At 64.9% G+C, this 23,144-nt stretch carries 20 protein-coding genes, 4 tRNA genes and 1 pseudogene; 9 read left to right on the top strand and 16 right to left on the bottom strand.

Features of this window, described 5'->3' with window-relative positions; translation table 11 throughout:
• Positions 1-54 precede the first annotated feature (54 nt).
• Positions 55-426: a DUF805 domain-containing protein gene (locus tag ACZ1J6_RS10565; RefSeq protein WP_465128083.1), complete on the top strand. Its 372-nt coding sequence runs from the start codon at positions 55-57 to the stop codon at positions 424-426.
• A 16-nt stretch (positions 427-442) separates the two neighbouring features.
• On the opposite strand, the gene ACZ1J6_RS10560 is transcribed toward ACZ1J6_RS10565, so the two are convergent.
• Positions 443-1,642 carry an FAS1-like dehydratase domain-containing protein gene (locus ACZ1J6_RS10560; RefSeq protein ID WP_431566598.1) on the bottom strand — a complete coding sequence of 400 codons (1,200 nt, stop codon included), beginning with the start codon at positions 1,640-1,642 and terminating at the stop codon, positions 443-445.
• Between the two features lie 192 nt (positions 1,643-1,834).
• Here ACZ1J6_RS10560 and ACZ1J6_RS10555 point away from each other — a divergent pair, with 192 nt between their 5' ends.
• On the top strand, positions 1,835-2,785 hold the full coding sequence (locus ACZ1J6_RS10555) for an NAD(P)H-dependent flavin oxidoreductase (protein ID WP_431566597.1): 951 nt from the start codon (positions 1,835-1,837) through the stop codon (positions 2,783-2,785).
• A gap of 248 nt (positions 2,786-3,033) precedes the next feature.
• Here ACZ1J6_RS10555 and ACZ1J6_RS10550 read toward each other — a convergent pair.
• The 3 genes and pseudogenes from ACZ1J6_RS10550 to ACZ1J6_RS10540 all read right to left on the bottom strand — a co-directional run.
• Positions 3,034-3,255: pseudogene (locus ACZ1J6_RS10550) on the bottom strand (AHH domain-containing protein); the annotation flags it as partial.
• A 78-nt stretch (positions 3,256-3,333) separates the two neighbouring features.
• Positions 3,334-4,167 carry a hypothetical protein gene (locus tag ACZ1J6_RS10545; RefSeq protein ID WP_465128082.1) on the bottom strand — a complete coding sequence of 278 codons (834 nt, stop codon included), beginning with the start codon at positions 4,165-4,167 and terminating at the stop codon, positions 3,334-3,336.
• Positions 4,168-4,267: 100 nt separating this feature from the next.
• Complete coding sequence (locus ACZ1J6_RS10540; RefSeq protein WP_431566595.1) at positions 4,268-4,741, bottom strand: flavodoxin family protein; 474 nt, start codon at positions 4,739-4,741, stop codon at positions 4,268-4,270.
• A gap of 70 nt (positions 4,742-4,811) precedes the next feature.
• Between ACZ1J6_RS10540 and recJ the strand changes: the two genes are divergently transcribed.
• From recJ to ACZ1J6_RS10520, 4 genes are all read left to right on the top strand, one after another.
• Positions 4,812-6,617 carry a single-stranded-DNA-specific exonuclease RecJ gene (gene recJ / locus ACZ1J6_RS10535; protein WP_134092817.1) on the top strand — a complete coding sequence of 602 codons (1,806 nt, stop codon included), beginning with the start codon at positions 4,812-4,814 and terminating at the stop codon, positions 6,615-6,617.
• Positions 6,618-6,756: 139 nt separating this feature from the next.
• Positions 6,757-6,831, top strand: a tRNA-Glu gene (locus ACZ1J6_RS10530).
• 37 nt (positions 6,832-6,868) lie between these two features.
• Positions 6,869-6,943, top strand: a tRNA-Glu gene (locus ACZ1J6_RS10525).
• A gap of 37 nt (positions 6,944-6,980) precedes the next feature.
• Positions 6,981-7,055 (top strand) — tRNA-Glu (locus ACZ1J6_RS10520).
• A gap of 54 nt (positions 7,056-7,109) precedes the next feature.
• Here the strand turns inward: ACZ1J6_RS10520 and ACZ1J6_RS10515 are convergent.
• The 3 genes from ACZ1J6_RS10515 to ACZ1J6_RS10505 all read right to left on the bottom strand — a co-directional run bounded on the left by ACZ1J6_RS10515 (position 7,110) and on the right by ACZ1J6_RS10505 (position 9,798).
• Positions 7,110-7,829, bottom strand: coding sequence for an extensin-like domain-containing protein (locus ACZ1J6_RS10515; RefSeq protein WP_431566594.1), 720 nt, complete (start codon positions 7,827-7,829; stop codon positions 7,110-7,112).
• A 43-nt stretch (positions 7,830-7,872) separates the two neighbouring features.
• Positions 7,873-8,070 carry a hypothetical protein gene (locus ACZ1J6_RS10510; RefSeq protein ID WP_132262541.1) on the bottom strand — a complete coding sequence of 66 codons (198 nt, stop codon included), beginning with the start codon at positions 8,068-8,070 and terminating at the stop codon, positions 7,873-7,875.
• A 210-nt stretch (positions 8,071-8,280) separates the two neighbouring features.
• Positions 8,281-9,798 carry an amino acid permease gene (locus ACZ1J6_RS10505; protein ID WP_132262539.1) on the bottom strand — a complete coding sequence of 506 codons (1,518 nt, stop codon included), beginning with the start codon at positions 9,796-9,798 and terminating at the stop codon, positions 8,281-8,283.
• A 201-nt stretch (positions 9,799-9,999) separates the two neighbouring features.
• Here ACZ1J6_RS10505 and panB point away from each other — a divergent pair, with 201 nt between their 5' ends.
• Positions 10,000-10,869, top strand: coding sequence for a 3-methyl-2-oxobutanoate hydroxymethyltransferase (panB, locus tag ACZ1J6_RS10500; RefSeq protein WP_132262537.1), 870 nt, complete (start codon positions 10,000-10,002; stop codon positions 10,867-10,869).
• 53 nt (positions 10,870-10,922) lie between these two features.
• Here panB and prsR read toward each other — a convergent pair whose 3' ends face one another.
• The 9 genes from prsR to efp form a co-directional block, all read right to left on the bottom strand.
• Positions 10,923-12,287, bottom strand: a complete 1,365-nt coding sequence (gene prsR / locus ACZ1J6_RS10495) for a PEP-CTERM-box response regulator transcription factor (RefSeq protein ID WP_132262535.1) — start codon at positions 12,285-12,287, stop codon at positions 10,923-10,925.
• A 2-nt stretch (positions 12,288-12,289) separates the two neighbouring features.
• Positions 12,290-14,419: an XrtA/PEP-CTERM system histidine kinase PrsK gene (prsK, locus tag ACZ1J6_RS10490; protein WP_431566593.1), complete on the bottom strand. Its 2,130-nt coding sequence runs from the start codon at positions 14,417-14,419 to the stop codon at positions 12,290-12,292.
• Positions 14,416-15,801, bottom strand: a complete 1,386-nt coding sequence (locus ACZ1J6_RS10485; RefSeq protein ID WP_132262531.1) for a TIGR03013 family XrtA/PEP-CTERM system glycosyltransferase — start codon at positions 15,799-15,801, stop codon at positions 14,416-14,418. Before ACZ1J6_RS10485 ends, prsK begins: the two co-directional genes overlap by 4 nt.
• A 185-nt stretch (positions 15,802-15,986) precedes the next feature.
• On the bottom strand, positions 15,987-17,321 hold the full coding sequence (locus ACZ1J6_RS10480; protein WP_431566592.1) for an amidohydrolase: 1,335 nt from the start codon (positions 17,319-17,321) through the stop codon (positions 15,987-15,989).
• A gap of 71 nt (positions 17,322-17,392) precedes the next feature.
• Positions 17,393-19,153: a hypothetical protein gene (locus tag ACZ1J6_RS10475; protein WP_431566591.1), complete on the bottom strand. Its 1,761-nt coding sequence runs from the start codon at positions 19,151-19,153 to the stop codon at positions 17,393-17,395.
• 520 nt (positions 19,154-19,673) lie between these two features.
• Positions 19,674-19,757 (bottom strand) — tRNA-Leu (locus ACZ1J6_RS10470).
• Positions 19,758-19,851: 94 nt separating this feature from the next.
• The gene (locus tag ACZ1J6_RS10465; protein ID WP_132262501.1) at positions 19,852-20,667 is read right to left on the bottom strand and encodes an inositol monophosphatase family protein; all 816 of its coding nucleotides are present in this window, start codon (positions 20,665-20,667) and stop codon (positions 19,852-19,854) included.
• Positions 20,668-20,712: 45 nt separating this feature from the next.
• On the bottom strand, positions 20,713-21,132 hold the full coding sequence (locus ACZ1J6_RS10460; protein WP_132262499.1) for a hypothetical protein: 420 nt from the start codon (positions 21,130-21,132) through the stop codon (positions 20,713-20,715).
• The gene (gene efp, locus ACZ1J6_RS10455) at positions 21,132-21,695 is read right to left on the bottom strand and encodes an elongation factor P (protein ID WP_132262497.1); all 564 of its coding nucleotides are present in this window, start codon (positions 21,693-21,695) and stop codon (positions 21,132-21,134) included. Before efp ends, ACZ1J6_RS10460 begins: the two co-directional genes overlap by 1 nt.
• A gap of 106 nt (positions 21,696-21,801) precedes the next feature.
• Between efp and ACZ1J6_RS10450 the strand changes: the two genes are divergently transcribed.
• On the top strand, positions 21,802-22,245 hold the full coding sequence (locus ACZ1J6_RS10450; RefSeq protein ID WP_431566590.1) for a hypothetical protein: 444 nt from the start codon (positions 21,802-21,804) through the stop codon (positions 22,243-22,245).
• Between the two features lie 77 nt (positions 22,246-22,322).
• Positions 22,323-23,135, top strand: a complete 813-nt coding sequence (locus tag ACZ1J6_RS10445; RefSeq protein ID WP_431566589.1) for an SDR family NAD(P)-dependent oxidoreductase — start codon at positions 22,323-22,325, stop codon at positions 23,133-23,135.
• Positions 23,136-23,144 lie beyond the last annotated feature (9 nt).

The following is a 23,144-nucleotide window of genomic DNA, read 5'->3' as shown; positions in this document are numbered from 1 at the left end:
CTGAGCCTTACGCCGTCGGGACGCTCGCGGCGAAGCGAGGTATGGATCTACCTGATGTCCGCCGCGCTCATCGCGGCGCTCCTTTCCGGCCTCGTGTCCTGGGTCATGGAAGGCCCCCTCACCTCGTGGATCGGCCTCGCACTGGTCCTTGTCTGCGTCCTGCCGGCGCCGGCGCTTGCGGTACGGCGCTTCCACGATATCGGCCTCAGCGGTTGGTGGACACTGGCTCTCATGATCGGCGCGCTGCGCCTGCTGCTGCTGGAGATCCTCCAGCGCAGCCTCGGATGGGACGCCAGGGCAATGGCCGAAAGCATCTTCCACTGGGTGGATTGGGCGATTCTGCCCGCTTTCGGCCTTGCTTACCTCGCGCTGCTGACTTGGCCGGGAACCCGCGGCGACAATCGTTTCGGGCCGCGAGTGACATAGCTCAACGGAAGCGTAATCAGCCGGGCCGTTTCGGCAAGGCAATCTCCGCCAGGCCCGCGCACATGAGCGTGCCCTTCTGATTGGTCATCTTGTGCTTGACCTGCACCAGATGGCGACCCTCGTCATCGATCATCGTATCGACCACTTCGGCGGTCTGAATGGTCACATCTCCCGAAAGTGCCGGGCCCCGGTAATTGGCTGTGGAGTGCACCACCATGCCCCATTCCCCGGCCCAGCCCGCCAGATAGTCGGTAACCCACGCCCCCATCGAGGCGCCATATCCGTATGCCCGCGGCATGCCGATCTTGCGCGCATATTTCGGGAAGAGATGCCCACGCGACGGGCCGAAATAGGCACCATCCGTCAGTTCGGGATTGATCCGCTCCATGTGGGGATCGTTTTCATGCCCGGCCATCTCCGGTGTGAAGCCCAAGGCCGCAAGATCGAGTTCGCGCCGGTCGAGCGTCCCCCAGGTGGTGAACAGGAAGGAACGCCATTCGGTCGTGAAGCTCGCGACCGTATGCGGACCGAAGACGCGTTCGGGCAGATGGTCGCCCACTTTCACATCATCCCACCAGCGCTCCTTGTGGCCAAGCTCGTGCAACATCTGAATCCATGCGAACTTGCGGGCTTCGAGCTTCTCCAGTTCGTCATCCGACCATTCCGGTTCCTCGAACTCCGCCGTGTTGACGGTGTCGCCGCCGGCATGGGCGAGGTAGCGGATGGCGGTCGAGCGCTGCTTGGCGATCAGTTCGCCGTTCTGATTGCGGTAGAAGTTGTCTCCGCGCTGGAAGCAGGTCGGCCCGAAACCGGTGCTCTTGACGACGTAATCAAAGGGAATGCGTTCATTGGTCACGACATCGCCGCCGAAGATGCGCGGGCCATAATGCCAGAACTCATCGCCGCCGAAGAGCAGGTGCGAATTCGGTATGCAGCCGACACAGGAAGGTGCCGTGCCGTGGCCGTCGTCCATGACGATAGGAAAGCTTTGCGGCGCGACCAACTTTCCGTAGCGGCTTTCGGCGGCATAGGCCGGGTCGAAGTGAACGAGATTGGGATAATGCATGGCCTGGGCCCAGCGGCGGATGTCGTTGTTTCCCAAGGGCTCGCGGATGGGCGACGAATCGATCACTTTGCCGAGATACTGGTCGATGTCCGAGCAATCGAATTCTGCCACGACCTGATCCGATCCCTGGCCTGACGCTTGGTTAGACATAAGCGGTTCCCTCTCCTGGTGGCCGCCTCCGCAGCCTTCCTGATCGACACTGCTGTCTATTACGTTCAAAAGCCACCGTCCGCGATCTCATATCCTCCCGGCGTTGCAGCGCTTGAACGGCATGACACGCCTCTCGACAGAGCATCGGCGCGGCACTATGCCGGTTTAATCGATCGCTTAAACGGACTGAACATGACCTTGCCCGCGTCCTTCGACAGCTTGCGCCTTCCCGTGATTGCCGCTCCCATGTTCATCGTTTCGACGCCCGAACTGGTCGTGGCGCAAGTTCGTTCGGGCATCGTCGGCAGCTTTCCGGCGCTCAATGCCCGTCCCGCCAGCCAGCTCGACGATTGGCTTTATCAAATCAGTGAAGAAACAGAGGGTTATGACGCACCCTTTGCGGTCAACCTCATCGTCCACAAGAGCAACAACCGGCTCGAAGAGGACCTCAAAGTGCTGGAACGGCACAAGGTGCCGTTGGTCATCACCTCGCTTGGCGCCATTCCCGAGGTCAATGCGGCTGTCCATGGCTGGGGCGGCATGGTCATGCATGACGTCATCGATAACCGTTTCGCCCGCAAGGCCGTGGAAAAGGGTGCGGACGGGCTGATCGCGGTAGCGACCGGCGCAGGAGGGCATGCCGGCCCGCAGTCTCCTTTTGCCCTGATGCAGGAAATCCGCGCCTGGTTCGATGGCCCCCTGGCGCTGTCCGGTGCGATCGCTTGCGGCCGCTCCATTCTCGCGGCGCAGGCGATGGGCGCCGACTTCGCCTATATCGGCACGCCCTTCATCGCGACCCGCGAAGCCAACGCCGCTGAGGCGTACAAGCAGGCCATCGTCGACGGCAACGCGGGCGATATCGTCTATTCCAGCCTCTTCACCGGAGTCCACGGCAACTACCTTCGCGCATCCATCAAGGCTGCCGGGCTCGATCCGGACAACTTGCCGGAAGGCGACAAGAGCCAGATGGACTTCGGCTCCGGAGGAAACACGGCAGCGAAGGCCTGGAAGGATATCTGGGGGTCCGGCCAGGGCATCGGTGCCATCTCCAATGTCGAATCGGTAGCGGAACGGGTCGCCGAGTTCGAATCGCAGTACCGGGCTGCCGGCGAGGAATTGCGCAGCCGCTCCGGCATGGGCTGAACGATCAAAGGAATCGCAGCGGGCTGAAGTGCCTGTTCGGTTCCCGACCAAAGCGCTTCCACCAAGCTATCCAGCTCAAGGAAATCGGATTCCGCCCTGAGCGGATCGTTGCGATTGAGCAGCGGCCTAAGCGTCGATTGCCCAAGCAACAGTCGCCGCAAGGCGCGTTGCAGCAGTTCGATCCGCCAGCGCGCCACTTCCGTCGCGCGATCCGACTCCCGCGTCCGATCGCGCGACCATCGAGCCTCGATCTGGCCCAGACGCTCGCAGACAAGCTGTGTGTAACGGCGATGAGGTCCCCGATGAAGGGGCAGCCCCAGTCGAATTCCAGCCAGTTCAGAACAGGGAAGCAAAAGTCCGTTACGGCGGAAGTCCTCGAAGTAGGTCCGCACCCCGCCGAGCGCCATGAAAAAGGGCTGAAAGTCCGGTCTGCGGGCTAGTTGCAGCGGGAGGAGGTGATGCCGTTGCAGCCCTTCGTCATGATCGGGCAGGCCCCGCCGGTTGACGGAGCGAAACGAAAGATGCCGCCTCAGGGGTGCGGCTGAAAATCAAGCTTGCCGCCAGACCCAAAGCTGCCGTCCCGCCCGGGAAGGCTCCAGAAGCAACCGCCCTTTCGGCGTATCGATCTCGCGCGGTTCGGTGATCGAGCCCTGGCGAACGAGGTAATCCACGATCCGGATCGCCAGCTTCAGCGTTTCCGAGGGCGGCTCGCCCGCAGCCCCCTCCAATTGCATCTCGCAGCCCGAAAAGCGCGACAACCCACGCGTTGCGATGCTGCCGTCCTCCCCTCGCAGCAGCGCCGTCAGCCCGAGGGCGGGAAACGTACCGCCCGCAAGCCAATTCACCACGATCTGCGCGAAATAACGTGGCTCCATCACGGTTTGCGCCGATTGCCAGCCCACCGCAGCGACCGGCAGCTTCAGAGCGAGACTGGCAGCCAGTCCGGCCTGGGTCCGGATAACGGGCGGCAAGCCCGCACCGCCGGCGATATGTCGCCCGGGGAGAAGATGAATCGCCTCCAGTTCCGTCATAAGCGGCGCGCGGTCGAAGCCATGGATCTGCACCGTGTCGCCGCCGGCCGCAGCGTCTGCGGGTTCAAGGCCGGTCAGCTCGAAAGTCAGCCCGCTGGCGAGCAGTTCCAGCCACCCCTCGTCATCGGCAGGCCGATGGGTGACCCTGGCCATGATTTCCCCGTTCGAGGCATCCAGCAGAGCCGCGATCGCGGCTGCGGTCGGACGCTCCCCGGGTCGGAAAAAGAGCGAGACACCGTTGCCCGGCGCGGCGGGCGCCAACTCCATGTCCCCGGGTGCCGGATCGGCCGCATGCGGATCGTGGTTCACACCATCATCCGGCGCGGTCAGACAAGTCGTGTTCTGTTCCAAGATGCTCAGCTCGTTCGTTTTCAACGTGAACGATAAGGACGCAGTTCAGAGCGAACGTCGAGTCTGTTTACTAACTGATGCAACCAAAACGGTTTCATCTTCAGAAGATACCGAGGTCCAATCCTTCCGCAAATGCGGATCCAAGGTTTCGACAGGCATCGAGGTCCACCTCCGAAACGGTCTTTTCCGCGCGGATCTCCTCCATCGTCTGGGCACCGAGATTGACGATCAGCGACTCCGCCACGCGCTTGAGCCTCCAACCGGTCAGGATCCTGTCCATTTGCGAGAGCGCGCCGGCCCCGTCCGATCCGGCCGATATTGCCGTGGCGTAAGGGCGGCCTTCGACCCTGCCGAGCATGGGATAATAGCAGCGGTCGAACATTTCCTTCATCTGCCCCGTCATGCTTCCCAGGTTTTCCGGACAGACGAAAACGTAGCCCTTGGCGCCCAGCAGAATGGCCGGCATGGCCTCAGCCGCGGTGAGCAGCACGCCCTGTTCGCCCGCGCCCTGCGCGACGGCGGCCGCCATCGCACGCGACGCACCGGTGCGGCTGTGCCAGATTATCGCCAGCATCGATCCCTCTCCTCTTCCAATCGCCTCGCTGCCCTTTTCCCCGCTCGCCGCATAGTCTAGTCGGATCGCCATGGCTTCGCGACCTGTTACTTCCGTACTCGGCATCGATCGTTCGCTCACCGGCAAGGCCTGGCGCTGGCGAGGCGGCAACATGGACTTGTCCGAAGGCACTTCCGGCTATTCCGGCGGCGGGCTGGAGGACGACATCGTCACCCAGATCCTGCTGTCGCGCGGCGTCCCGCGCGAGGATCTCGATCGACATCGGTCGCCTTCGCTGCGCTCTTTCCTGCCCGATCCCTCCGAATTCCGTGACATGGATGCCGCTGCCGAACGGCTGGCGCAGGCGGTGATGACGGGCGAGACCATGACCGTCTACGGCGACTACGACGTGGACGGCGCCACCAGCGCGGCGCTGCTGATTCTCCTGCTGCGCGGGCTGGGTCACGACGCCCGCTACTACATTCCCGATCGCCTGCTCGAAGGCTATGGCCCCAGCGGCGAGGCGCTCGTCCGCATTGCCGGTGAAGGTTCCAGCCTGATCGTCACGGTCGATTGCGGCGCCATGGCTCATGAGGCGCTGGAAATGGCGCATCAGGCCGGCGTCGACGTGATCGTGGTCGATCACCACAAGTGTGCGCCCGAGCTTCCCCGGGCAACCGCGCTGGTCAATCCCAACCGCCTCGACGAGAGCGAACTCGCGGCGGGACACGGGCATCTCGCCGCCGTTGGAGTCGCCTTCCTGCTTGCCGTGGCCACGGTTCGCACCTTGCGCCGCCGCGGCTTCTTCGAGAAGCGCAGCGAGCCGGATCTCTTCGCCCTGCTCGACCTGGTGGCGCTCGGTACGGTGGCCGACGTGGCAGCCCTCCACGGGCTCAACCGCGCCCTTGTGGCCCAGGGCCTCAAGGTCATGGCCCGGCGCGACAACATCGGCATGGCCGCTCTGATCGACGCAAGCCGCCTGAGCCGGGCGCCGACGTGCTCCGACCTGGGTTTTGCACTGGGCCCGCGCATCAATGCCGGCGGCCGCGTCGGCGAATCCACGCTGGGCGTACGCCTGCTGACGACGACCGATCCCGACGAGGCGCAGGACATCGCCGCCCAGCTCTCGCGCCTCAACGACGAGCGACGCGGCATCGAGCAAGTGGTTCAGGAAGCCGCAGAGGCACAGATCGAGCGCCAGCATAACCGCGCCGTCATGGTTCTCTCCGGCGCCGGATGGCACCCGGGCGTCATCGGCATCGTCGCCGGGCGCATCAAGGAGAAGACGGGCAAGCCCACGCTCGTCATCGCCATGGATGCCGACGAGGCGGGAAATGGCAAAGGCTCCGGCCGCTCCATTCCCGGCGTCGACCTGGGCGCAGCCATCATCGCGGCCCGCCAGGCCGGTCTTCTGGTGGCGGGCGGAGGCCATGCCATGGCCGCGGGCCTCACCGTCGCTCCCGACAAGCTCGAGGCGCTCTCCGAGTGGCTCGACGCTCTGCTGGCGGCCGATGTGTCACGAGCGAGCGCCAACCAGTCGATGTTGCTGGATCTGGCGCTGGCGCCGCGTGGATTGACGCCTGAACTCGTGGAGAAACTGGAAAGCGCCGGCCCCTTCGGCATGGGCTGGCCGGGGCCGAGAGTGGCCGTAGGGCCCGTGCACGTCATCAAGGCCGACACGGTCGGTGCCGACCACGTTCGCCTGATCGTCGGTGGGCAGGACGGCGGCCGGTTCAAGGCCATGGCCTTCCGCTCGGCGGAAACCGAGATGGGGCAGGCCCTCCTCCACGCGTCACAAGGGCGCCGCCTCTGGCTGGCGGGACGCGCCAAGATCGACGACTGGGGCAGCCGTCCGCAGGCCGAACTGCACATCGACGACGCGGCCTTCGCCGGCTGAATTGTGCAGCGCCCTTCCCCCGCAAAGCCGCCGCTTCGCCGGCTTGTCATAGAGAGTTCAAATTATTCGCGATGAGGGGGTTGACCCCCCTCCGGACCCCCGCTAGAGGGCCGGTCCTGCCTCCGGCGCAACACCGATTGGCCCCTTCGTCTAGCGGTTAGGACGCGGCCCTTTCACGGCTGAAACACGGGTTCGATTCCCGTAGGGGTCACCATCTCGTTGGTGCGTCAAGGTGGATAAAATGGCTTCACGGCCCCTTCGTCTAGCGGTTAGGACGCGGCCCTTTCACGGCTGAAACACGGGTTCGATTCCCGTAGGGGTCACCATTTACATCCGCCTTCCAGCGGCACATGCTGGCCATATGGCCCCTTCGTCTAGCGGTTAGGACGCGGCCCTCTCACGGCTGAAACACGGGTTCGATTCCCGTAGGGGTCACCAGCAGATTTCGGGCCAGCGCCCACTTCCCCCTTCTTCTCCGACATTGCCGATATATCAGCGACATGCGCGCCAACCAGCGGTCCTGTTGGCCTGATCGAGATGAAGATGATCCGCGTGGGCGGCGTTGTAGTCCGGCGAAAGCACCGTCGAAAACGCATTGCAGGCCGAATCGCGCACGGCGTGGAGAAAGGCCGCGGCTTCGACCGAACCCTTCCAGTCCTTGCGCACACTCAGCCGCCTGCCATCCGCCAGCACGAACCCCGAAATGTCGATGGCATTGCCGGTGGCATGTTCGCTCCAGTTACCCTTGGTGCCGTTGCCTATGCGGCGGCAGTTATACGTGCCGAGTTGCTCGATCCTGACCACCCTGCTGCCAAAAATCGCCTCCGCCTGCGGCTGGACGCCGTGTCGCAGCCACCAGGCCAGACCGGCATCGACGGCACAAGTGGCCTCTGGGCGGGACGGAGAGAGCCGGATCTCGGCCGCTGCGGGGGCGGCCAGCACCTTGCGATCGTCGCGCCGGCAACTGTCGCTGCCAGTGGGCGCCAAGGCCGTCTTGTCGATACCACTGCGATCGAGAAACGCACGGCACAAGCCCCGGTCCGCGCGCAGGGCTGAGAGTTTTCGCGGGGTGGCCCAACCCGGTTGTTCCTCCAGGCTCAGGGGCGTCCAGGGGTCGTAGCCGGGATGTTCGCGCAGCCACGCCCGCCCGGCGAGCACCAGGCAGGCCAACAGAAGTGCAGCGACGATGAAACGGTCGAATGGGAAGGACATTCCTCGCCCAACGCATGGGAGGGGCGCTTGCTCCGGCCGGGCCTCAGTCCATCAGTGCGAAGAGCGCCCAGGCCAGCGCCGTTGCACCGCAGAAGAGCGGCCAGGACCAGTAGAGTTCGTGGCCCTGGTAGAAGGTATGGGTGATCGCAAGCATGCCGCCGCGCGATCCCTGGGATCCGATGACGAGAGAAACGACCCAGGTGAGCAGGAACCCTGGAATCAACGCCTTGATGGCCGACATGGATGGTGTCCGGTTTTTGAATAAGCCTGTCGGGATTTTGGCAGCGACAGGTAAATTTCCTCCTACTGGGCGGCATGGAGGCGCTGTGGACAATTCCGGCAAAACCGGTGCATGGCCGGTGGATAATGGGCGGAAAACCTGTGTGATGCGCACAAAAAAGGGGAGCCGGTCTGGCTCCCCTTTTTCTTTTTCAGTTGCCGCGGCCTCCGCTCAGACCGGCGGCACCGGCTGGGGCGGCGCGTCGCTGTCGACCTCGTGGGTTTCGATCAGCCCGCGTCCGACATGGCTGCGCGAACGGCTATAGCCGTAATAGACCAGAAGTCCGAGCATGGCCCAACCGACGAACAGCGCGATGGTCTGCACCGAGAGGCTGAAGAACAGGTAGATGCAGCCGATGATGGCCAGCGGCGCCGTCACCATGATGGCCGGGGTCCGGAACGGGCGCTTGCGTGCGCCGTCGGTCTTGCGCAGCACCATGACCGCGATCGAAACCGCTGCGAAGGCGAAGAGCGTGCCGGAGTTCGACACGTCTGCCAGCAGGCCGACCGGGAAGAAGGCTGCAAACAGCGTCACGAACAGGCCGGTCAGCAGCGTGATGACGTGCGGCGTGTGGAAGCGCGGGTGCACCTTCGAGAAGAACTCGGGGAGCAGGCCGTCGCGGCTCATCACGAAGAAGATGCGGGTCTGGCCGAACATCATCATCAGGATGACCGAGGGCAACGCGATGATCGCGGCGGCGCCCACCAGCCAGCCCACGAAGGGATAGCCGACCTGGCGCAGGGTCCAGGCCAGCGCTTCCTTGGAGCAGACCACGGCATTTTCATGGATTGCCGCACAGGCTTGCGAAAGCTCGGGCGTTCCCGGCGACAGCGCCTGGCCATTGGCGCCGAACACCGGCTGCGCGCCGACGGTACCGATCACGCCCGACGCCACCAGCATGTAGAAGATGGTGCAGATCGCAAGGCTGCCGATCAGGCCGATCGGCATGTTGCGTTGCGGGTTGGTGGTTTCCTCCGCGGCCGTCGAGACGGCGTCGAAGCCGACATAGGCGAAGAAGATCGAGGCTGCGGCGCTGGAAATGCCGGTGAAGCCAAGCGGCGCGAAAGGCGTGAAGTGACCCGAGCGGATGATCGGGATCGTCAGGGCCACGAACAGGGTAAGCGCCAGGATCTTGATGCCCACGAGCACCGCATTGACCGTGGCGCTTTCCTTGGTGCCCTTGATGAGCAGCGCCGTCACCGCCGCCGCGATCAGCATCGCCGGCACGTTGATGATGCCGCCGTCGAACGGCCCCCGCACGAAATCGTACGGAATATGCATGCCGAAGCTGCTGTTGAGCCACCCGATGAAATAGCCCGACCAACCGACCGAAACGGCGCCGGCGGCAATGGCATATTCCAGAATGAGTGCCCAACCGACCATCCAGGCGACCAGCTCGCCCATCACGGCATAGCTATAGGTATAGGCGGAGCCGGATACCGGCACCATGGCTGCCATCTCGGCGTAACAAAGCGCGGCCACACCGCAGACGAAGCCCGCGATGACGAACGAGAACATCATGCCCGGGCCAGCCTTCTGCGCGGCTTCCGCCGTCAGAACGAAAATGCCCGTGCCGATGACGGCGCCGATGCCAAGCATCGTCAGCTGGAACGCGCCCAGCGTCCTGTGAAGTGATTTCTTTTCCGCTGTCGCCAGAATGGCGTCGAGCGGCTTTACGCGTCCGAACATTGCGGTCGACCCCCGAATTTCTATATGCGCCGACGCTAGCGGGCTGCGGCGGCATGGCAAGCCTTAACGCTATCGGCTCCCCAGCTTTACCGAGATTGTTCCGCTTTGGCCGCAGTCTGGCCATGACCATCGCCTTGTTCCGATGCGCCGCAACGAAAATGCGCTTTTGCGCATCATCCAACCCGCGCTAGAAGCGAATCCATGTCTACGACCTTCCAGCTCGACACCGCGACCAGTCGCGCCAACCCCACGCCCGCGCCCATGAAGCGCCTGACCGTACCTGCCATCCAGCGCCGCAAGGTGGAAGGCAAGACCGTGGAGCCGCTGGTGATGCTCACCGCCTATACGGCGCGCCAGGCCCAGCTTCTCGACGAACATTGCGACGTGCTGCTGGTGGGCGATTCCCTGGCCCAGGTGATCTACGGGCTTCCCTCCACCCTTCCCGTCACTCTCGACATGATGATCGCTCACGGCGCCGCCGTCGTGCGCGGCAGCTACCATTCGCTCGTCGTCGTCGACATGCCCTTCGGCTCCTATGAGGAAAGCCCGCAGCAGGCCTTCGCTTCCGCGGCAAGGATCATGGCCGAAACCGGCTGTGCGGCCGTCAAGCTGGAGGGCGGCGTCGCCATGGCCGAAACCATCGCGTTCCTCACGCAGCGTGGCATCCCGGTGATGGCGCATATCGGGCTGACTCCGCAGGCGGTCAACGCACTGGGCGGTTACGGCGCGCGTGGACGCAGCCAGGAAGAGCACGCCAAGATCATCACGGACGGCAAGGCCGTAGCGGACGCCGGCGCCTTCTCGGTCGTGGTGGAGGGCGTTCTCGAGCCGATCGCCATCTCGCTCACCCATAGCCTCGACATTCCGGTCATCGGCATCGGCGCTTCGGCCCAGTGCGACGGACAGGTCCTGGTGGCCGAAGACATGCTGGGCATGTTCGACCGCGTGCCCCGTTTCGTGAAGCGCTATGCCGACATGGCCGGGCTCGTTTCCGAGGCTGCCGCGAAATATGCCGAGGAAGTGCGCGCACGCAGCTTCCCCGGTCCGGAACAGACCTATCAACCGAAGTAAGCCGGCCCCCAGAACGGAACCGGCCTGACCCCGGCCGGCACTGACGCCGGCGATCAGTTCTGCAGGTCGTACTGCTTGAGCAGATCGTAGAGCGTCGGCCGGCTGATCCCCAGCATCTTGGCCGTGCTGGAAATATTGCCTTCGCTGCGCGCGAGTGCATGGCGGATGACCTTGCGGTCTGCCTGCTCGCGCGCGGTCTTGAGGTTGAGCGCGTTGATCACTTGCTCGTCGGGAGCGGCCAGGTCGAGATCGGCGGCGCCCACCAGCTTTTCGTCCGCCATGATGACGGCGCGCTTCACCCGATTCTCCAGTTCGCGTACGTTGCCCGGCCAGTGCCAGGCGTCGATCGCCGCCAGCGCATCGGCAGCGAAACCGCGCACGCTGGGGTTCATTTCCTTGGCGTATCGGTGGAGGAAAGCCTTGGCGAGCAGCGTGGCATCGCCGGGCCGCTCCGCTAGGCCGGGAATGCGCACCACGATCTCGGCCAGGCGGTAGAACAGGTCCTCTCGGAAGCGCCCTTCCCCGATCATGGCTTCGAGGTCCTGATGCGTGGCGCAGACGATGCGCGTGTCGACCGGGATCGATTCGCGCGAGCCGACCCGCTCGATCACGCGCTCCTGCAGGAAGCGCAGCAGCTTCACCTGCAACTGGAGCGGGATATCGCCCACTTCGTCCAGGAACAATGTCCCCCCCGCCGCCTGCTCGATCTTGCCCGGCGTGGTCTTGACCGCCCCGGTGAAAGCGCCTTTCTCGTGGCCGAACAATTCGCTTTCGAGCAGGTTCTCCGGGATCGCGGCGCAGTTGATGGCCACGAACTCGCGCTTGGCACGTCCGCTGGCCTCATGGAGCCCGCGCGCCAGCAGTTCCTTGCCGGTGCCGCTCGCGCCGAGCAGCATGACCGAGACATTGGTGTTCGCCACCCGCTCGATGGTCCGCCCCACGCGGACCATTTCGGGCGCTGCGGTGATCAGCCTCCCGAGCACTTTCTCGTCCTTCTCGACCCGCGAGGCGAGGCGGCGGTTTTCCTCCTCGAGCCGGTGAAGCTGAAGGGCGCGGCGCACGATCAGGCCAAGGGCGTCGATGTCGACCGGCTTCTGATAGAAGTCGTATGCGCCGCGCGCGATCGCCTGAAGCGCGGATTCGCGCGCGCCATGGCCGGATGCGACGATCACCTTGGTGTCGGGCTTCAGCGCCATGATCTCGTCGAGCACGGCAAAGCCTTCGGTCGTGCCGTCGGGATCTGGAGGCAGGCCGAGGTCCAGCGTCACCACGTCGGGCGTCTCGGCGCGCAGGAGCGCCAGCGCCGAGGGCCGGTCGCCGGCAACGACCACGTCGAAATCCTCATAGGCCCACTTGAGCTGCGCCTGAAGACCGGCATCGTCCTCGACGACGAGGAGCTTGGGTCGGGTCTCGGTCATTCTCAGGCTACCTTCTGGTCCTTGTCAGTGCGGTTGAGATACATGTCGGTGGCTGCGGCCAGCGGTATGCGAACAATGAAGCGCGATCCCAGCCCTTCCCGCGATTCCACGTCGAGCCGGCCCTTCATCGCCTTCACCAGCTCGCGCGCCTCGAAGGCGCCGATGCCGAAGCCGCCACTCTTGGTGGAAACGAAGGGCTTGAACAGCCGGTTGCGGACGAATTCGGCCGACATTCCGGTGCCGGAATCGGCCACTTCGAAGCGGGCGCTGAGGCCGTCCGCGCGGATGGACAGGATGACCGGGCTCTCGGGCCGGCTGGCGTCCAGTCCATTCTGCACCAGATGGACCAGAACCTGTTCGAGCGAATGGGCGTTGGCCGTGGCGACAAGGTCCTGGACTTCGCCCAGCACGACTTGCCGGTGGCCGTTGAAGCGGGCGACCACGCTGCGGGCGACATCCGCGGCGCCCACATCGTGCAGCCGGTCCACGCCGCCGGCCCCATAGCGCGAGAGGCGGGCCAGCAGGGCATTGAGCTTGTCCGAGGAATTGCGCAGCGTGACAAGCATGTCGGCGCGAAACTCGGGCTTGTCGGCATGAAGTTCGGCATTGCGCGCGAGCAGGCTGAACTGGCTGGCCAGGTTCTTGATGTCGTGCATGACGAAGGCGATGCGGCGGTGGAAATCCTCGAACCGGCTCGATTCCGCCAGGGCTTCCTGGCTGGCGTGCTCGGCCAGATAGCTGGCGAGCTGCTGGCCGATCACCCGCAGCAGATCGAAATCCTCCCAGTCGAACTTGCGCGCCATCGCCGGGCGCGCCAGCACGACCATGCCGACGAGCCTTTCGTAATGCACCAGCGGAACCAACGCCCAGGCACGGCGCTCGGCAAGCAGCCAGTCGGGGGCGGCTATCTCAAAACCTTCGGCGACGACGCCTGCGCGCACCTCGTCGAGATCGGCGATATAGCAGGTCTGCTCGAACGGTCCGAGGGCGGCGAGCGGGTAGGCCAGGGCCGGCACATCCACTTCGGGCCAGTTCCAGCGGGCAGCGAGCATGAGATCGCCCTGCTCGTCCGGGCACAGCAGCAGGCCGGCAGGGCTGTAGGTGATATCCGCCAGGGACTGCACCACGCGCTCGCTGAGCGGAAGGGTCTCGTCGTCGTTCTTGCCGATGGTCCGGGTGAAGCGCAGCCATTCCTCGCGGTAGTCGTAGCGATGCTGGAAGAAATGCTTGGCGAGAATGACTTTGAGCCAGCTGCGCACGCGCCGCGAAGGCAGCACCACGAGGGCTATCGCGCTGGCGAACGTGAGGAAAGCCATCTCGATCAGCCGCGCAAAATCGCCGCCCGCATAGGACAGCCACTGCGCGACCGACACCATGGCGACCAGATAGACGCCGATGACGAGCAGCGAGAAAGTCTGGAACGTGACCGCGCGCGAGGGTTTGAGCCGCAATTCGTCGCGGTTGCGCGATGCGGTCAGGGCAAAGCAGCCCGCCAGCACGATTGCCGCGATGCCGCGCAGCGCCGCGATCTCGCTCGGCCAGCTTCGCGCGAGATAGGCCACGGTGTAGAGGTTGAGGTCGAAGGACCAGAGGACCGCCAGCCCGATTGCGGGCCAGCGCAAGGCCGGTCGCACTTCACGCGGTGCGCCCGCGTAGAGGTTGTGTACCAGCACCAGCCCGCCCACGGTGACGAGCAGGCGCAGCATGACCTCGATCTCGAACCCCAGATTGGCGAGACCGCCCTTCACCGAGAGGTAAGTCAGGGCCAGCGTCATGCTGAGGTGCAACGTCTCGACGAAAGCCAGTGCGAAGATCACCGGCCGAATCGGCGCAAGGCTGGAATGACGCCCATCGCCCGCGAAAAGCCGGTAGATCGCCACCAGCCATGCGAGATTGCGGATGCTCTCCGCAAAGGAGGCAAACATGGGAACTTCGGCAGTGAGGCCCACGGCCGCCGCGATGCACCAGCCCGCCGTCACCAAAAGCGCTGCGACGACCGCGCCTCCGGCTCCCGCCAGGCGCCCGCGACGAGGCCAGAGCCAGAGCGCCAGGCTGGCGACGGCAATGGCGCCGGTCAGGTCGAATGCGATCCCTGCGGTCGTCCAAAAATCCAGGCTGCGGGCCGCGCTCATCGCGCGCCTTCGCTCCACAGGACCACGCGCAGCGTCTGGAGAATGATCAGCAGGTCCAGAAAGGGTGTGTAGTTCTTGGCGTAATAGAGATCGTATTCCAGCTTGTGCCGGGAATCCTCTATGGAAGCGCCGTAAGGATAGTTGATCTGCGCCCAGCCCGTGATGCCCGGCTTCACCATGTGCCGCTCCGCATAATAGCGCAGCGCATCCTCGAGTTCCGCGACGAACTGCGGGCGTTCGGGACGCGGGCCGACGAAACTCATCTCGCCCTTGAGTACGGTCCAGGCCTGGGGCAGCTCATCGATGCGGACCTTGCGAATGAAACGCCCGACGCGGGTAACGCGCGGGTCGTCCTTGGAAGCCCACTGGGCCCCGGCCACTTCGGCATCGGTTCGCATCGAACGCAGTTTGATGACGTCGAAATTCTCACCGAACAGACCCACCCGCTGCTGGCGGTAGAATGCCGGACCGCGGCTGTCGATCTTCACCAACAGCGCGAACAGCAGGATGATCGGCGCCGTCACGCATAGCGCCACGGCGCTGGCGACGATGTCGAACAGACGCTTGGCGACGCTGGAGATCATCCGTCCCGAAGAGAAGCCGTCGGAAAAGATCAGCCAGCTCGGATTGACGGTGTCCAGATCGACGCGCCCGGTTTCGCGTTCGAGGAAGCTGGAGAACTCGTTGACATGCACCCCCGTGGTCTTGATCCGCAGCAGGTCCTTCAGCGGCAGCGCGTTGCGGCGCTCCTCCAGCGCGAGGACAACTTCGGTAACGCCCAGATTGTCCACGAATCGGGTGAGATTGTGGATGGCGCCGCGCGAGATGGCTTCCTCCACCACCGGCGCGCCATCGCTCATGGCCACATAGCCGACGATGACGAAGCCGCTTTCAGGCCGCTCCGCCAGGTCGCGCAGACGCTGTGCGCGATCGCCCGCCCCCAGGACGAGCACGCGGCGGCGGAAGGCCGAAGTGCCGAGAAATCCGCCCAGAACGAGGCGATTGGCTGTCAGCAGCACGATGGCGAACGCCATCGAATAGGCGAGCGTGGAGCGCCAGAAGTTCTGCGCGGCGAACAGGAAATCGACGAAGGAAAGCGCGATCACGCCCAGCGAAATCGCCACGAGCAGTCGCGCGGCCGCGAAGCGCATGGAACGCAGGGCCTCCGCGCCGTAGACGCCCACGGCCACCATGGACAGCGAGATGACGACCGCGAAGCCGGCGTGAAGCCCGATCCGGTCGACGAGACTGCCCAGCGCCATCCCGATCTGCCCGGCGCGCAGCCGCCAGGAAAGCTCGTTCGCCCCCAGCAGCAGGAACATGTCTGCCAGCCACAGCAGGGCCACGGCATGCGGGATGTAGTGTTTGAACAGACGAATCATCGTCGTGGGGCGCCATTTTCCGAGCCGAATCCGGCAATGAGGCCAGACTTATCCGAAAGGGGTAAACTGTCGGTGAATCTGACAGCCGTGAAACCGGCGGAAGCCGCCCTCTTTCGAGAAAGCCCACGAATTCCGGCCGGCGCTGTCGGTGCTCCTTACACGCATTGCACCGGGCACGAGCGCAATCAGCGCTTGGGCATGAGGCGCAGCGCCGTCAGCGTCAGGGCTTCGCTGCCCGAAGCAATGACCTTGTCGGCCTGGGGCGCCCAGAACGGGCTGTGCAGCGAAGGCAGGGCCGGCCCGCCCGCCTTGGCCGCGGCGATCTTCTGCGGATCGGCGCCGCCTACCCAAAAGATCACGGACTTGATGTGGTCCTCGTCCGCGCGCCGGAATTCGCCGAAATCTTCTCCGCCCATGACCGAGGGCGTGATCACCACATTGCCGTCACCCATCCTGGTCTTGAGATCGGCGACGGCCTCCTGCGTGAACTCGGGTGAGTTCCAGGTGGCGCGTGTATAGGGATCCTTGACCGAGACTTCCGGCATCAGGTTGTCCGGCAGGCCGGAAGCGATCGCCTCGCCCCGCGCGATGCGCTTGATGCCTTCGAGCAGGTGAGCGCGGGTCTCGTCCGAGTAACTGCGAACGGTCAATTCCAGCTTTGCCTGGTCGGAAATGATGTTGTGCTTGGCGCCCGCGTGGAATGAACCCACCGTCACCACTGCCGGGTCCAGCGGGCTCATCTCCCGGCTGACAAGGGTCTGCAGCTTCATGACGATCGCGCTGGCCAGCACGATCGGGTCCTTGGTCGCCTGCGGGTAGGCGCCGTGGCCGCCCAGTCCCTTCACGAGAATGTCCACGCTATCGACATTGGCGAGCGCCCAACCCACGGCCGCGCCGACCTGGCCGGCCGGAAGGTCAGCCGAATCGTGGAAAGCCAGCGTGTAGTCCGGCTTGGGGAAGCGGCTATAGAGCCCGTCCTGCAACATGCTGACCGCACCCGTGCCCACTTCCTCGGCCGGCTGGCCGATCATGACGAGCGTTCCGGCCCACTCCGCCTTGCGCTTCGCCATGAGCCGCGCCGTCTCGATCCAGGCGGTCATGTGCGTGTCGTGCCCGCAGGCATGCATGATGCCGCTCTCTACCCCGGCCGTCGAAACGCCGCGCTTCTTCGAGGCGAAGGCAAGGCCCGTCTGCTCGACCACGGGCAGACCGTCCATGTCGGCACGGATCAGCACGGTCGGCCCCTCGCCGTTCCTGAGCACCGCGACCACGCCGGTCTGGCCGACTTTCTCGGTCACGGTGAAGCCTGCCTCCCGCGCCGCCTTGGCCATCACGCCAGCACTGCGCACTTCCTGGTAGCTCAGCTCCGGATTGGCGTGCAGATCGCGGTAGATCGTCATCAGGCCCGGCAGGTCGCGCGCGATGCTATCGGGAACCGGCTCGGCGCGTACCGCCGTTGCGGAAGCGATCAGACCAAGGGCGACAAGGCCGAGTGCGGAGCGGGTGCGAAGGGCGTTCATGCCGGAAAGAGTATGAAGATGCGTGGCTTGCGGCAATAGGGATCCTCGTCCGGCCTGCGCGCATCAGCGCCCTAGCGCGTCAGCAGGCCCTGCGCCTCCAGCGGCTCGGCAGCGAAGTCCGGAATGCGCAGCTGGCGAACGACCTCCCGCCGGTCCTTGGATACGCCGGGATAGGCCCGCGCCGCTTCTTCCAGCACCCGGCGCGCCTCGGCGCCCTTGCCCGCCTGCGCGTAAGCGGAAGCCAGCAGATAGCGCGACATCAACCCACCATCCGCGGCGCCGAGCCGGGCATAGCGAAGGGCCTCGTCCGCCTCATCGCGATAGAGCGCGTCCAGCGCCAATCCCGACCAGTACCAGGGTGGATGCCCCGGATTGAGTTGGATCGCCTTGCGCGCCAGGGTGGGTGCAATCTCGTGTTCGCCGAGCGCGCCGAGCACCCGGCCCGCATTGGCCAGGACTTCGGAATGGTTAGGGCTGATCTCCAGCGCCTTTCCGATCGCCTCGCGCGCGGCGTCGTCCTCTCCGTGCCGGTAGAGCGCGAGCGCCAGATATTCGTAACCGATCGCATTGGTGGCATTGGCGGCCACCGCACGCTTCGCCGCCTCGAGCGCCTCAGGCGAATCGCCGACACCGTGCGCCTGCGCCTCGTAGAGGTGCATCCACGACAGCAGCGCCCAGGCGTCCGAATAATTGGGCTTGTCGTAGACGGCCCGCTCCAGGCATTCCTTTACGCGTCCGAGCTGCCCCTCGCGGCGCGAACGCATGAACTCGTAGGCTTCCAACTCGCAAAAATAGCGCTCCATGCCGAGATCGCGGTGGTTTTCCAGATCCTGCCGCATGGTCTCGTGGATCACGCCATAAGGCTGGCCGAGGCGCGAGGCGACGCCGAGCGCGATCTTCGACTGCACCTTGAGTATCTGGGCAGGGTCATAGTCGATGGAAGCGCTGCGCCCGGACCAGACGACCACCCCGCCCGGCATGCGCACGAGGCTGGAGTTGATGCGCAGCGTGGACCCCGCGCCGTCTATCGACCCCTGAAGCACGAAGGCCGGGCGCAACCCCTTGCGGCTCGGCTGCGTCCCCAATGCGCCTCCAGCGCCGAGCTGCCGCTCGCCCTTCGCGGTCCGTTCGTCGAGCGAAAGAACCGCCAGGTTCGGCAATTGGGCGAGATAGTTGATCAGGTCGAACTGCAACCCATCGCGCACCCGCGCGATGGCGGGATCCGATCCGGTGATCGCATAAGGCGCGACATAGACCACCGGCCCGTCCGGCATTTCGCCCGCGCGCACCAGCACGGCATCGCGCTCCCCGCCGGGCCAGTAGATGATCAGGAGCGAGGCGGCCAAGGCCAGCGCCGCCAGCAGCCCCCAGGAACGACGGCGTAAATTCAGGGCGCTCGACGACCGGACGATGTCCTCCCCCTGCTGCGCACGCGGCGAGGTGGAGGTATCAACCGGCGCTTCGGGTGACGGCTCCTGACGAGCCTCCTGGCCCCGTTCCGCGGCCGGTTCGAGCATGGGCGCATAAGACCCGCGGGGGACGACGAGACGGAAGGGATCGCCTGCTCCCTCCCCCGCATAGTACTCGCCCAGTGCCCGGCGCAGCCGGGTCATCTGCACGCGGACGATCGAATCCGACGAGGCATCGAAATCCTCGTCTCGCCCGAAGACATCGAGCGCGATGGGATAGCCCTTCAGCCGATCGCCATGACCGGCCAGCTTTTGCTCGACAAGATAGGACAGAAGTTCCGCCAGCTTCGGCGAAGACCGGAAAGTAGCGGCGGCGACGACGCGCGAGAGGGCGTCGCGATATTCGTCGGCACTGGGTTCCATGTCGTCCCCCTCCGGCGCAAAGTAGTCCGGAGGGGGCGATTTGGCAAACGCGCTTCTTGATGCGACCCGAAGCGGCTCTCCAAAAACTCTGTTATCGGCGCCTGCTCATGCCCGGCACCTGTTCCTCGTCATCCGTTCATCGCCAGGCCTTTGGCCGGCGCCCGGGCCGGGAACTGCTGGAAGCGCCGGCGATACAATGCCGCCGGTGTCCCGGAACCTCGTTTCCTCGACTCGGAACAGGCTTCCAGCAGACCTCGATATCGATCGCGGCCCGAGGGACGAAAGACATGCCACTGCGGCTGGGCAGTGGGATTTCAAGGTTATTACCAATGTAGAAAAATTGCCGCGCGAAACATGCGTGTTTCACCGTTAAATCGCGTCCATTCCCGAGGATAAAGGCCGGCGTCCCGTGCATTAGCGATTGTCCCGGTGAAGCCGTGGACGACATGCGCGCTCCCCGCACCCCGGCCATGAATACGAAAAAGCCGCGAGACCCTGGCTGGGTTCGCGGCTTTTCGTGTGGTGCCCCTGGCCCGACTCGAACGGGCACGCCTTTCGACAAACGATTTTGAGTCGTTCGCGTCTACCATTCCGCCACAGGGGCACGATCACGTGCTGCCGGTTGTCTTCGAACAGGAGTCGTCAGACGAACCGGCATCGGCGCGGGTGACTTAGCCGCGCCTTGGCTTCGGCTCAAGTCACTTGAGCGCGTTTGCCAGAATCTTGTGGAGACGCGAGTGCAATGCGTCGTTGCCCGCAAGGATTTCCTTGTCGTGGAACGGCTGCGAACGGCCCTTCCAGTCGGAAACGAAGCCGCCGGCCTCGCGAACGAGCAGACAGCCTGCCGCCGTGTCCCACGGCTTGAGGTCGGCTTCCCAGAAACCTTCGTAACGGCCCGCGGCAACCCATGCGAGGTCGAGCGCCGCCGAACCGAACCGGCGGATACCGGCAACCTGCGGGGCCAGGGCGTGATAGATTCGGGTCCATTCGCCCGCATCGCCGTGCCCGGCAAAGGGAATGCCGGTCGCGATCACGCTCTCGTCGAGATGGCGGCGCGACGACACGCGCAGGCGCTTGTCCTGCAGCCAGGCGCCACGGGCCTTCTCGGCCCAGTAGCTCTCGTCGGTCACGGGGTTGTAGATCAGGCCGGCGGTGACTTCACCCCAGCCCTTCCCGTCCAGGCGCGGTTCCTGCACGGCGATGGAAATCGCGAAGTGCGGAATGCCGTGGAGGAAGTTGGTCGTGCCGTCGAGCGGATCGACGATGAAGCGCGGCTTGTCGGGATCGCCTTCGATCTCGCCCGCTTCCTCGAACAGGTAGCCCCATTCGGGACGCGCTGCGCGCAGTTCGTCCCAGATGGTGCGCTCCGAGGCCTGATCCGCCTTGGAGACGAAATCCGCCGGTCCCTTGCGCGAGACCTGGAGGTGCTCGATTTCGCCGAAGTCGCGGCGCAGACGGCTACCCGCCTTGCGGGCGGCCTTTTCCATGACGCGAATGAGACCGGAGATGGCCATAAAACTTACCTTGTCCTTCGAGTACCGGCACGACGGCCAGTATGATTATCGGCCCTGCGGCGCGGGTTGTTGCGGGGCGGCGCCGGCAGCGGCCGTGGGCTTGTAGCCGCAGATCGCCACCATGGCGCTCAGCAGCTCGCTGGGGTTGTCGCGGTGGATCTTGCCGGCATTCTCGGCAATCACCTTGTCCATCGATTCGCTGATCTTCTGCAGCGAATTGTTGTAGATGCAGCCGACGAGCGCGCCCTTTACCGGGGGCTCGACCTTGTCGGACTGGAGGCCGCTGATCAGCACCTTCAGGTAGAGCATCGCGCTCTCCACTTCGGGCGACGGAGCATGCGCTCCGGCAGCCGGTGCCGGAGCGGCAGCCTTGGCCGGCGCCTTCTTCGGCGCGGCAGCCTGAGCGGGAGCGGAAAGCCCTGCGACCAGAGCAGCCGCGGCGACGAGCGAGGCCAGGGTCCGCATCAGTCGGCCTTCCTGACGTAGGCCTTCTCGTACACGTCGACGACGATGCGCGTGCCGCTTTCGATGTGCGGCGGCACCATCACGCGCACGCCGTTGTCGAGCACGGCAGGCTTGTAGCTGGACGAGGCGGTCTGCCCCTTCACCACGGCGTCGGCCTCGACGATGTTGGCTTCGACCTGTTCGGGAAGCTGAACCGAGATCGGACGTTCTTCCCAAAGCTCCAGGAGAACCTGCATGCCGTCCTGGAGGAAGGCAGCGGCATCGCCCAGGAGATCGGCGGGAAGCTGGATCTGTTCGTAGGTTTCGATGTCCATGAAGACGAGCTGGTCGCCCTCGACGTAGAGGAACTGGAAGTCCTTGGTATCGAGACGGACCTTTTCGACCGTGTCGGCGCTGCGGAAGCGCACGTTGGTCTTGCGGCCATCGATCAGGTTCTTCATCTCGACCTGCATGAAGGCGCCGCCCTTGCCCGGCTGGGTGTGCTGCGTCTTGGCAACTTTCCAGATGCCCTTTTCGTATTCGAGGATATTGCCGGGACGAATGTCGACGCCGCTGATCTTCATGGGATGAACCTTAAGATGGGAAAGAGCCGCTGTACGGGAAAGCATGCGCCCTTAGCCGAGGAGACTGGCTGTGGCAATTGCTTCGCGTGGATGCTAGCGGTTCATCATGATGCGCGCCCTTCATAACGCTCCTTTCGTCGCTTTCCTTCTCGCCGCCGGCTTCGTATCGGTGCCGCTGGCCGCCAGCCCGGCACCGCCCTCGGTGCCCGGCGGGCCGATCGGCACGCTGGCAGTCGGCCAATACAACTGCGAGCGGGACGGCTCGGCCGGTGGCCCTGTCGGCATCCGCCTGCCACAATACGATTTTCGCGCCGTCACGGGATCGAACTACAAGACGCCCGATGGCGTGCGTGGCAGCTATCTCATGACCGGTGACCAGGTCATCATGACCGGCGGCGCGCTCAAGGGCATGAAGATGCACCAAACCTCCAAGGGTTTCCTGCGCCATGTCGGTGCGGACGGCACCGACAACGACATTCGGTGCGTCCTCACCAAGGGTAGCCGCGGCCAGTTCGACGCGGCCGACAGCGTGAACGAGCCGGAGACCTGATCGCCTCGGCGGTTTGCCCCGCCTGAGGATCCGTCCTAGCCCCTTCCCACCACGATGGGACGAAGGCGAGCGGCGGCATGAATCTCGATCTTTCCGGCAGGCTTGCCGTCATAACCGGCGCCACGGCCAACATCGGCCGGGCCATAGCGCTCGAATTCGCAGCGGAAGGCGCTGATCTGGTGCTCGTGGGTCGCGATGAGGAAGCGGGCGCGGGACTGGTGGAGGCATGCCTTTCCAGCGGCGCCGGGCACGCGGTGTTCGTCGCGGCGGACATGCGCGATCCTGCGTCCCCATCGAAAGTCTGCGCAGCCGCCGCGCCAATCGGGCCAGTCGACGTGCTCGTGAACAATGTCGGCGGGAATGTGGACCAGGGGCTGTTCACTGATTCCGACCCGGACCTGTGGATGGCGGACATCGACCTCAATTTCGGCACCGTCCTGCGCATGACGCACGCCGTGCTGCCCGGAATGATCGCCCGCAAGGCCGGCGCGATCGTCAATGTCGGCTCCACCGCAGCTCTGGTTGGGGACTATATGCTGCCGGTCTATTCGGCCGCCAAAGGCGCGGTTCACAGCTTCACGGCCGTGCTGGCTAAGGAAGTGGGCCGGCACGGCATCCGCGTCAACGCCATCGCGCCTTATGCCACGATAGCTTCCGATCCCGCCGCCTTCAGCCGTGGCAGCCGTTTCCATCCCGAATCCGGACTGTTCAGCCGAGGCGGGGAAGCCCTGTCGGAGGAGGACAAGGCGCTCCGCCTGCGCCGAACCGTGGTCGGCCGTCCTTTCGCCGTGCCGGAAGAAATGGCGGGCATGGTCGCCTTCCTCGCCAGCGACCGGGCCAGTTTCATCACCGGGCAGGTCTATCCGATCGACGGCGGCGCCCTGCTCTAGAAAGGTAAC

Source organism: Novosphingobium sp. BL-S-21 (assembly GCF_055521655.1).
The sequence above is the reverse complement of the archived record's forward strand: the minus strand, read 5'-3'. Positions and strand labels throughout refer to the sequence as shown.

Excerpts from the sequence above, each read along its gene's own strand:
- ACZ1J6_RS10480 (WP_431566592.1), bottom strand. The coding sequence starts at position 17,321 with ATGAACGCCCTTCGCACCCGCTCCGCACTCGGCCTTGTCGCCCTTGGT.
- prsK (WP_431566593.1), bottom strand. The coding sequence starts at position 14,419 with ATGAGCGCGGCCCGCAGCCTGGATTTTTGGACGACCGCAGGGATCGCA.
- ACZ1J6_RS10540 (WP_431566595.1), bottom strand. The coding sequence starts at position 4,741 with ATGCTGGCGATAATCTGGCACAGCCGCACCGGTGCGTCGCGTGCGATG.
- ACZ1J6_RS10475 (WP_431566591.1), bottom strand. The coding sequence starts at position 19,153 with ATGGAACCCAGTGCCGACGAATATCGCGACGCCCTCTCGCGCGTCGTC.
- recJ (WP_134092817.1), top strand. The coding sequence starts at position 4,812 with ATGGCTTCGCGACCTGTTACTTCCGTACTCGGCATCGATCGTTCGCTC.
- ACZ1J6_RS10450 (WP_431566590.1), top strand. The coding sequence starts at position 21,802 with ATGATGCGCGCCCTTCATAACGCTCCTTTCGTCGCTTTCCTTCTCGCC.
- ACZ1J6_RS10555 (WP_431566597.1), top strand. The coding sequence starts at position 1,835 with ATGACCTTGCCCGCGTCCTTCGACAGCTTGCGCCTTCCCGTGATTGCC.
- ACZ1J6_RS10485 (WP_132262531.1), bottom strand. The coding sequence starts at position 15,801 with ATGATTCGTCTGTTCAAACACTACATCCCGCATGCCGTGGCCCTGCTG.
- prsR (WP_132262535.1), bottom strand. The coding sequence starts at position 12,287 with ATGACCGAGACCCGACCCAAGCTCCTCGTCGTCGAGGACGATGCCGGT.
- ACZ1J6_RS10565 (WP_465128083.1), top strand. The coding sequence starts at position 55 with ATGTCCGCCGCGCTCATCGCGGCGCTCCTTTCCGGCCTCGTGTCCTGG.
- ACZ1J6_RS10460 (WP_132262499.1), bottom strand. The coding sequence starts at position 21,132 with ATGCGGACCCTGGCCTCGCTCGTCGCCGCGGCTGCTCTGGTCGCAGGG.
- panB (WP_132262537.1), top strand. The coding sequence starts at position 10,000 with ATGTCTACGACCTTCCAGCTCGACACCGCGACCAGTCGCGCCAACCCC.
- ACZ1J6_RS10445 (WP_431566589.1), top strand. The coding sequence starts at position 22,323 with ATGAATCTCGATCTTTCCGGCAGGCTTGCCGTCATAACCGGCGCCACG.
- ACZ1J6_RS10510 (WP_132262541.1), bottom strand. The coding sequence starts at position 8,070 with ATGTCGGCCATCAAGGCGTTGATTCCAGGGTTCCTGCTCACCTGGGTC.
- efp (WP_132262497.1), bottom strand. The coding sequence starts at position 21,695 with ATGAAGATCAGCGGCGTCGACATTCGTCCCGGCAATATCCTCGAATAC.
- ACZ1J6_RS10465 (WP_132262501.1), bottom strand. The coding sequence starts at position 20,667 with ATGGCCATCTCCGGTCTCATTCGCGTCATGGAAAAGGCCGCCCGCAAG.
- ACZ1J6_RS10515 (WP_431566594.1), bottom strand. The coding sequence starts at position 7,829 with ATGTCCTTCCCATTCGACCGTTTCATCGTCGCTGCACTTCTGTTGGCC.
- ACZ1J6_RS10560 (WP_431566598.1), bottom strand. The coding sequence starts at position 1,642 with ATGTCTAACCAAGCGTCAGGCCAGGGATCGGATCAGGTCGTGGCAGAA.
- ACZ1J6_RS10505 (WP_132262539.1), bottom strand. The coding sequence starts at position 9,798 with ATGTTCGGACGCGTAAAGCCGCTCGACGCCATTCTGGCGACAGCGGAA.